Here is a 6,773-nt window from a genome sequence, read left to right as displayed (position 1 = left end):
GTCTTTACCAGATTTTCAATCATATCCTCGGCTTTCTTCCTGGGCACATCTGCTTCCTCGGCTATTTTTTCAATTAGTCCTGCTTTATTCATACATTTAGTTAATTAGTAATTAGTAATTAGTAATTAGTAATTAGGTAGCTGAAATGCTCCTAATCACTAGTCAACCAATTAACTAACCTATTCTATGTTTATCGTTTTAATTATCGGTTTTATGGTTTTGGCTTTGCCGGTTTTTGGGTCAATTGTTATCAACACGGCGTTAAAAATGGCTCGGCCCTTTTCCGGAATAGTATGCGGCTGTTTTATTTGGGTTAAAAAAATTTTAATTATGTCTTCTTTATCAACCCCGATACAGCCGTCAGCAAACCCCGCCATACCAATATCTGTTATATAAGCCGTGCCTTCTTTAGAAATTTCCGCGTCTGCCGTCATAACATGTGTGTGCGTTCCTAGGACCGCGCTGGCCCTTCCGTTAAGGTAATGTTTTAAAGCAACTTTTTCCGAAGTCGCTTCGGCATGTATATCAATAATTATAGCAGGCATGTCTTTTTTTGTAAACTTAGCCAGAATTTCATCCACTTTCCGGAAAGGGCAGTCATAATCTTGAGCCATAAATACGCGGCCGATAAGGTTTATTAAGAGTATTTTATATTTTCCTTTTTCGACAACCGCGTACCCTTTCCCCGGAGCAGCGCAAGGATAATTAGCCGGCCGCAGGGTAGGGAATTTTTCATAGCAGTCAATTTGTTTAATTTTATCAAAAGCGTGGTCGCCGCTGGTAAAATAATCAACGCCCGCTTCCATTAATTCCTTTAGAGTGTCTTCAGTCACGCCCGTGCCATGAGCGGAATTTTCCGCATTAGCAAAAACAAGGTCTATTTTTTCAGACCTTTTTAATTTAGGCAAAATTTTAGCGACCGCCTGCCTACCGATTTTGCCGTTGATATCGCCGATGAAGAGAATGTTCATATATTCGCGTAACGCATATCGCATAACACATAACGTTTATGCGTCGTTTAGATTTCGCCATAGGCGAATTTAATTTGTGAGTTTTAGAGTGGAAACCATTTGATCAAAATATTTTTTTTCGCCCCAAATATTAACAAATTTTAATGTTTGTGCTGATCCAAGAATTAGAACGGTTGAATCGGCTCTTAGGCCGCCTTCAATATAAGAGAAGCCTTTCCAGCCATTAACATTTATTTCCTTGATGTCGCTAATAGAATCATTTTTTCGGAGTGAAGCAAGGGTGGAATTATAATCCAGATAAGAAAAACCCTCAAGAGTATATTGAGCGCAATCTGCTCCTTCGCATGGCCCTTTACCGATAATGCCAATATTTAACAACCACTTTGGTTTTTCATTTGGAAAACCACCGCTAGAAAATCCTTCGGTTATAGTTGGTTGTGCCCAATTCTTTGGATATTGAAATTCAAACCCTAAGTTTGTATTTGAATATGTTTGCAAATTTGCAGTTTCATCAGCTGTCTGAGCGGTTGGAACTGTTAGAACTGGTTGAGTTGCAGCTGACTGAGTCGGTTGCTCAACCACAGGAGACGGAGTCAAGGTTGATTGAGTTTGGCTCGCTTGTTGTTGGCCGCATCCAGCTAGAAAAATCACGCCTAACAGCGCGGAACTTAACGTAATTAATTTTTTCATAATTTTTATGTTAATAATAAATAAATACTTTTGCGTTGTGTGTTATGTGTACAGTTAAAAGTTATAAAGTTTATAAAGTAAAAAGTTAGGTATAGTACTTTATGAACTTTTAACTTTTTAACTTTTAACTATCGGGCGTATTCCGTTACCCGCATTTCTCTGATGACATTAACCTTTATTTCTCCCGGATATTTTAATTCGGCTTCAATTTTTTTTGCCACGTCGCGGGCTAAATCATGAGCCGCCAGGTCATCAATTTCTTCCGGCATGACAAAAACTCTTACTTCCCGTCCGGCCTGGATAGCGTAAGATTTTTCCACGCCTGGGAAGGAAGTCGCGATTTTTTCCAGTTCTTCTAAACGCTGGATATAACGTTCATAAGTATCATAGCGGGCGCCCGGTCTGGCCGCGGAAATCGCGTCGGCTACTTTAACGATTACGGCAGTAAGCCCGCGCGGATGGTCGTCGTGATGAGTTTCAATCGGGTCAATAACTTCCTGGGGGAGATTAAATTTTTTCGCAATATCGCGGCCGATTTCCGGATGGGTGCCTTGCACCTCATGGTCAACCGCTTTGCCGATATCATGCAATAACCCGGCCTTTTTAGCTAGAGTCACGTCGGCTTTTAATTCTTCGGCTAAGAGGGCGGAAAGATGGGCTACTTCAATAGAATGGCTAAGGGCGTTTTGCCCGTAGCTTGAGCGGTATTTTAAGCGGCCGATAATCTGGACTAATTTCGGGTCAAGTCCGGCCACGCCGATTTCATATAAAGCTTCTTCCCCGGCCTTTTTAATATCCAAAGCCAGTTCTTTTTTGGCTTCTTCAATCGCTTCTTCAATCTTAGTCGGGTGGATCCGTCCGTCTTTTATTAAATAATCCAAAGCCCGTTTGGCGATATGGCGCCTGATGGGTGAGAAGCCGGAAATCGTGATAGCGTTAGGTGTGTCATCAACAATAATCTCCACGCCGGTTATCTGCTCAATAGCTTTAATATTGCGGCCTTCCCGACCAATAATCCGGCCCTTCATTTCGTCGCTTGGCAGGTCAACGGTAGTCGTGGTTATTTCCGGAGTGTAAGAGGAAACTAAGCGCTGCATAGCTCCGGTCATTAAGTCTTTAGCTTTTTCGTCTATGGTTTCGCTTGCTTCTCTTTCTAGTTTATTAATGCGGACGAGCAAATCTTCTTTTATTTTTTCCTCCACGTTTTTTAAGAGGACTTCTTTGGCTTCATCCTTTGTCATTTTGGCGATTTTTTCCAATTTCGCCATCTGCTCTTCCCTAATCTGCTTTATTTTTTCTTTTACCTCTTCAACTTTATTAACTTTGTCATAAAGCTGCTGCTGCTTTTCCTGCAATTCAAGCAACTTTTGGGAAAAAGCCGTTTCTCTTTTTTCTAACCTGGTCTGCAGGTCGTTTATTTCCCGCCGGCGCTGGTTTTCTTCTTTTTTAGACTCCTCAATGATTTTTAAAGCTTTATCCTGGGCAACGAGTAATAACTCTTTTTGCTTGGTCTTGGTTTCGTTAAGAATTTTTTCCGCCTTGGCCTCGGCGCTGTTAATCTGGCCTAAAGCTTGCTTTTTCCTTAGCCAATAGCCAATAAAAAAACCGCCCACAGCCAGAATAAGGTAAATTACATATTCCATAGAATTTAATTCTGTTGTTAGGAGGCCCTATTTAACTATTTTTTCGCAACCCAATAAGCCTTAAATCTTTAAGGCCGACAAACGATTTTTTGATTTTTGTTCCAGAGAATATTCTAGAGTAATTAGTTATTTTCACAAATTTATTGAGTTTGTCCGGTGATTATTGGAAAAAATTTTTTAAAATTGTTCCTTTTTCCTAACAACAATGATTCATTAATAATTTAAGTTTGTAAAATTATCTTAGCATAAGATTTAAGGTTTGTAAAGAGCTTGAAAAACCGAGGTTGAATAAGAGAGAAAGGATTATCACATTCTGAAATATGGGGACTTAGTCGCCTCCGTGGCGACTAAGTCCCTAAACTTGCTCGTAAACAGCGAGATTAAACTAAAAGGAGCTTAACTCCGAAGCTTCGGAGTTAAGCTCCTGATAAAGAAATAAAAAATTATTTCGTAATTATTTTATCAATGATTCCGTATTTTTTCGCTTCTTCCGCGTCCATAAAACGGTCGCGGTCAGTATCTTTTTCAATCGTCGTAATTTTTTGCCCGGTATGGAAAGCCAGGATTTTATTCATCTTATCCCTGATTTTTAAAATATGCTCGGCCCGGATTTTAATATCCGTGGCCTGGCCTTCGGCTCCGCCCATAATCTGGTGAATCATAATTTCCGAATTGGGCAAGGCAAATCTTTTTCCCTTGGCTCCTGATGCCAGTAAAGTCGCGCCCATTGAAGCGGCCATGCCGACGCAGATAGTGGAAACATCGGATTTAACATATTGCATCGTATCGTAAATCGCCATGCCGGCCGTAACGGATCCACCAGGGGAATTTATATAAAATTTAATGTCGCGGTCTTTGCTTTCCGCATCCAGAAATAAAAACTGGGCGATAATAATATTGGCAACATGGTCGGTTATGGGTTCGCCTAAAAATATAATCCGGTCTTTTAAGAGCCGTGAATAAATATCATAGGCCCGTTCCACATGGCCGTCTTTTTCTATAACAGTTGGGATTAGAGGCATATTTTTGAAAATTAAAAATGAAAAATAAAAAATAAAAAATGTTTATTTCACGTTTAAATTGTATAGAAAATTGGATAAAATGTCAATGGTTGACAGGATTTTTTATTGTGCTATTATGTATTTAGCAGTTTAAAAATTACAAAACCAATGAAGCGTGTCCCGAAGCAATTCGGGGTTGGGCACGCCAAGGTGGTCTTTGCGCGAGTGAAGACCCGGTTGCCTCCGTAATCATAGGCTAACTGATGTTACCCGCAAGGGCAAAGTCAGTAAAAGTGTCCGCCAAATTTTTGCGCACAAAGATTAGGCGGGAAAAAGGGTGGTACCACGTAAAGCAAAGCTTTCCGTCCCTTGAATATAGTTTTTTCTATATTTAAGAGATGGGAAGCTTTTTTATTTTCCTAAACCTAAAATCGTTCATTTTAACAGAAGGAGGATTTATTATGGATGTTAAGACTTGTCCTGATTGCGGAGTGAAGATGGTTAATGGCTCTTGCCCGGAATGCGGCCGGGCAGAAAAATCGACGGAGAAAACGGCTGAAGCCAAGCCAGAACCCAGTAAAGGATGGGGAAATAATGGGAAACAAAAATGGCCTTTTGGTCCCAAAAAACCTCTTTCGCCCGGTATCTGCGGCTGATAATCAAGGAGGGAGTTCGTGGCTACGAAATGCAGTTTACACGGTGAAAGAATCAAAACGTTCTATTTGCCCGGCGGCAAACCCGTGAAGCGTTGCCCGAAATGCGACAGGATTGCCAGAATGAAAAACCACCAAAAAAGAAATGGTGAGAAGTAAACCCCGTTAGAAATTCTAGCGGGATAAACCCCTCCGAAATTATTCTAAAATCTAACCCTAATGTAAACCTCAATAGAAAATCGTATCTTTCTAACGGGGTAAATTGGCTATAGGCAGAGATGAGACAATGTCTTGTCTCTGCCTTTTCTTTTTCTTGCCTAAAACCAATAATTAAATTACAATAATAGTATAACTTTTACTATAAAAATATGCCTAAGCCAACAGTCTTTTCCGGAGTCCAGCCGAGCGGTAATCTGCATCTTGGTAATTATCTGGGCGCGATTGCCCAATGGGTTGTAATGCAGGAGAAAAATCAATGTATTTTTTGCGTGGTTGATTATCATGCCATTACGGTAAAGCAGGGGCCGGAAGTGTTAAAGAAAAAAATTATTGAAGTGGCCAAGATTTATTTAGCTTCCGGTATAGACCCGAAAAAATCAATTATTTTTCAGCAGTCTGATATTAGCGCCCATACGGAACTGGCGTGGATTTTAAATTGCGTAGCTCGGATTTCCGACTTGAATAAGATGACCCAATTTAAAGACAAGGCGGGCGAGGGACAGGAAAATGTTGGCGTCGGGCTTTTTGATTATCCGGTTTTAATGGCTTCGGATATTTTACTTTATAATACGGACGCGGTGCCGGTCGGAGAAGACCAGGCCCAGCACGTTGAGCTTTGCCGCACCTTGGCGCGCCGGTTTAATTCGCAGTTCGGAGAGACTTTTAAAATTCCGGCAGTGGTTATCAGGAAAGAGGGGGCAAGGATTATGGGTTTAGACGACCCAAACAAGAAAATGAGTAAGAGCGCGGAGAGCGAATATAATTATGTTGGCTTAACGGACAAACCGAAAGCGGCGGCTAAAAAAATTATGAAAGCCGTGACTGACTCCGGCAAAGAAATTAAGTTTGACGAAAAAAATAAACCGGCTATTTCCAATCTTTTAACCATTTATTCTTTACTAACTGACGAGCCCATGAAAAAACTGGAAGATAAATACAGGGGTAAAGGATACGGCGACTTTAAAAAAGATTTAGCCGAAGTAGTAAAGAAGTTCCTGACGGATTTTCAGGAAAGGTATAAAAAGATTAGCGACAAAGAAGTGGAAAAGATTTTAGAAGACGGAGCGAAGAAGATTAAACCGATTGCGGATGAGACCTTAAAGAGAGTAAAAGAGAAAATTGGAGTGAGCTAGTAGGATTCTTGGGATTCTTGAGATTTTTAGGATTATTGCGAATTTATTTTTTAACAAAAAACACGCGACTTCAATTGCGTGTTTTTTGTTATTTTATTTTTATCCCGCCACTATATACAAAAATTATTGAAGGGCGGGATCCCGCTTAGGCGGTGATATTATTTTATTATTTTGGTTATTTCAATGCTAGCAGGCGCCAATTTTCCACCATCTAAAAGACAGCAGAATCGACATTTCGATTTTTCACCGAATTATCTCCCTAGAAAGGAGGTGATCCATCCACAGCTTCCGCTACGGATGCCTTGTTACGACTTAGTCCTTGTTACCAGCCTTACCTTAGCCCCTGCTTAAAGCGGGGTCTTCGGGTATTGCCGACTCCCTTGACTTGACGGGCGGTGAGTACAAGACCCGAGAACGTATTCACCGTGGCATAGCTGATCCACGATTACTAGCGATTCCGGCT

General features: G+C 40.8%; 6 protein-coding genes and 1 rRNA gene. 2 read left to right on the top strand and 5 right to left on the bottom strand.

Annotated elements, in window-relative coordinates:
* Positions 1–179 precede the first annotated feature (179 nt).
* The 4 genes from PHQ42_04840 to clpP form a co-directional block, all read right to left on the bottom strand.
* Positions 180–971, bottom strand: coding sequence for a TIGR00282 family metallophosphoesterase (locus PHQ42_04840; protein ID MDD5072029.1), 792 nt, complete (start codon positions 969–971; stop codon positions 180–182).
* Between the two features lie 69 nt (positions 972–1,040).
* A complete protein-coding gene (locus tag PHQ42_04835; GenBank protein MDD5072028.1) occupies positions 1,041–1,661 on the bottom strand; it encodes a hypothetical protein in 621 nt (206 codons plus the stop codon).
* Positions 1,662–1,789: 128 nt separating this feature from the next.
* Positions 1,790–3,304: a ribonuclease Y gene (gene rny / locus PHQ42_04830; GenBank protein MDD5072027.1), complete on the bottom strand. Its 1,515-nt coding sequence runs from the start codon at positions 3,302–3,304 to the stop codon at positions 1,790–1,792.
* A 443-nt stretch (positions 3,305–3,747) separates the two neighbouring features.
* A complete protein-coding gene (clpP, locus tag PHQ42_04825) occupies positions 3,748–4,326 on the bottom strand; it encodes an ATP-dependent Clp endopeptidase proteolytic subunit ClpP (GenBank protein MDD5072026.1) in 579 nt (192 codons plus the stop codon).
* Positions 4,327–4,766: 440 nt separating this feature from the next.
* Between clpP and PHQ42_04820 the strand changes: the two genes are divergently transcribed.
* Together PHQ42_04820 and trpS are read left to right on the top strand one after the other, a co-directional pair.
* Positions 4,767–4,961, top strand: coding sequence for a hypothetical protein (locus PHQ42_04820; GenBank protein ID MDD5072025.1), 195 nt, complete (start codon positions 4,767–4,769; stop codon positions 4,959–4,961).
* Between the two features lie 365 nt (positions 4,962–5,326).
* On the top strand, positions 5,327–6,310 hold the full coding sequence (gene trpS, locus PHQ42_04815) for a tryptophan--tRNA ligase (protein ID MDD5072024.1): 984 nt from the start codon (positions 5,327–5,329) through the stop codon (positions 6,308–6,310).
* Between the two features lie 263 nt (positions 6,311–6,573).
* On the opposite strand, the gene PHQ42_04810 is transcribed toward trpS, so the two are convergent.
* Positions 6,574–6,773, bottom strand: a 16S ribosomal RNA gene (locus PHQ42_04810); the annotation flags it as partial.

The organism is Patescibacteria group bacterium (assembly GCA_028711655.1).
In the GTDB taxonomy this organism is placed as follows: Bacteria; Patescibacteriota; Patescibacteriia; order Patescibacteriales; family JAQTRU01; genus JAQTRU01.
This window is presented reverse-complemented; position numbering and strand designations above follow the sequence as displayed.

What these genes read in the sequence shown, in the direction of transcription:
- PHQ42_04840 (MDD5072029.1), bottom strand. Translation starts at nt 971, where the DNA reads ATGAACATTCTCTTCATCGGCGATATCAACGGCAAAATCGGTAGGCAG.
- PHQ42_04835 (MDD5072028.1), bottom strand. Translation starts at nt 1,661, where the DNA reads ATGAAAAAATTAATTACGTTAAGTTCCGCGCTGTTAGGCGTGATTTTT.
- rny (MDD5072027.1), bottom strand. Translation starts at nt 3,304, where the DNA reads ATGGAATATGTAATTTACCTTATTCTGGCTGTGGGCGGTTTTTTTATT.
- clpP (MDD5072026.1), bottom strand. Translation starts at nt 4,326, where the DNA reads ATGCCTCTAATCCCAACTGTTATAGAAAAAGACGGCCATGTGGAACGG.
- PHQ42_04820 (MDD5072025.1), top strand. Translation starts at nt 4,767, where the DNA reads ATGGATGTTAAGACTTGTCCTGATTGCGGAGTGAAGATGGTTAATGGC.
- trpS (MDD5072024.1), top strand. Translation starts at nt 5,327, where the DNA reads ATGCCTAAGCCAACAGTCTTTTCCGGAGTCCAGCCGAGCGGTAATCTG.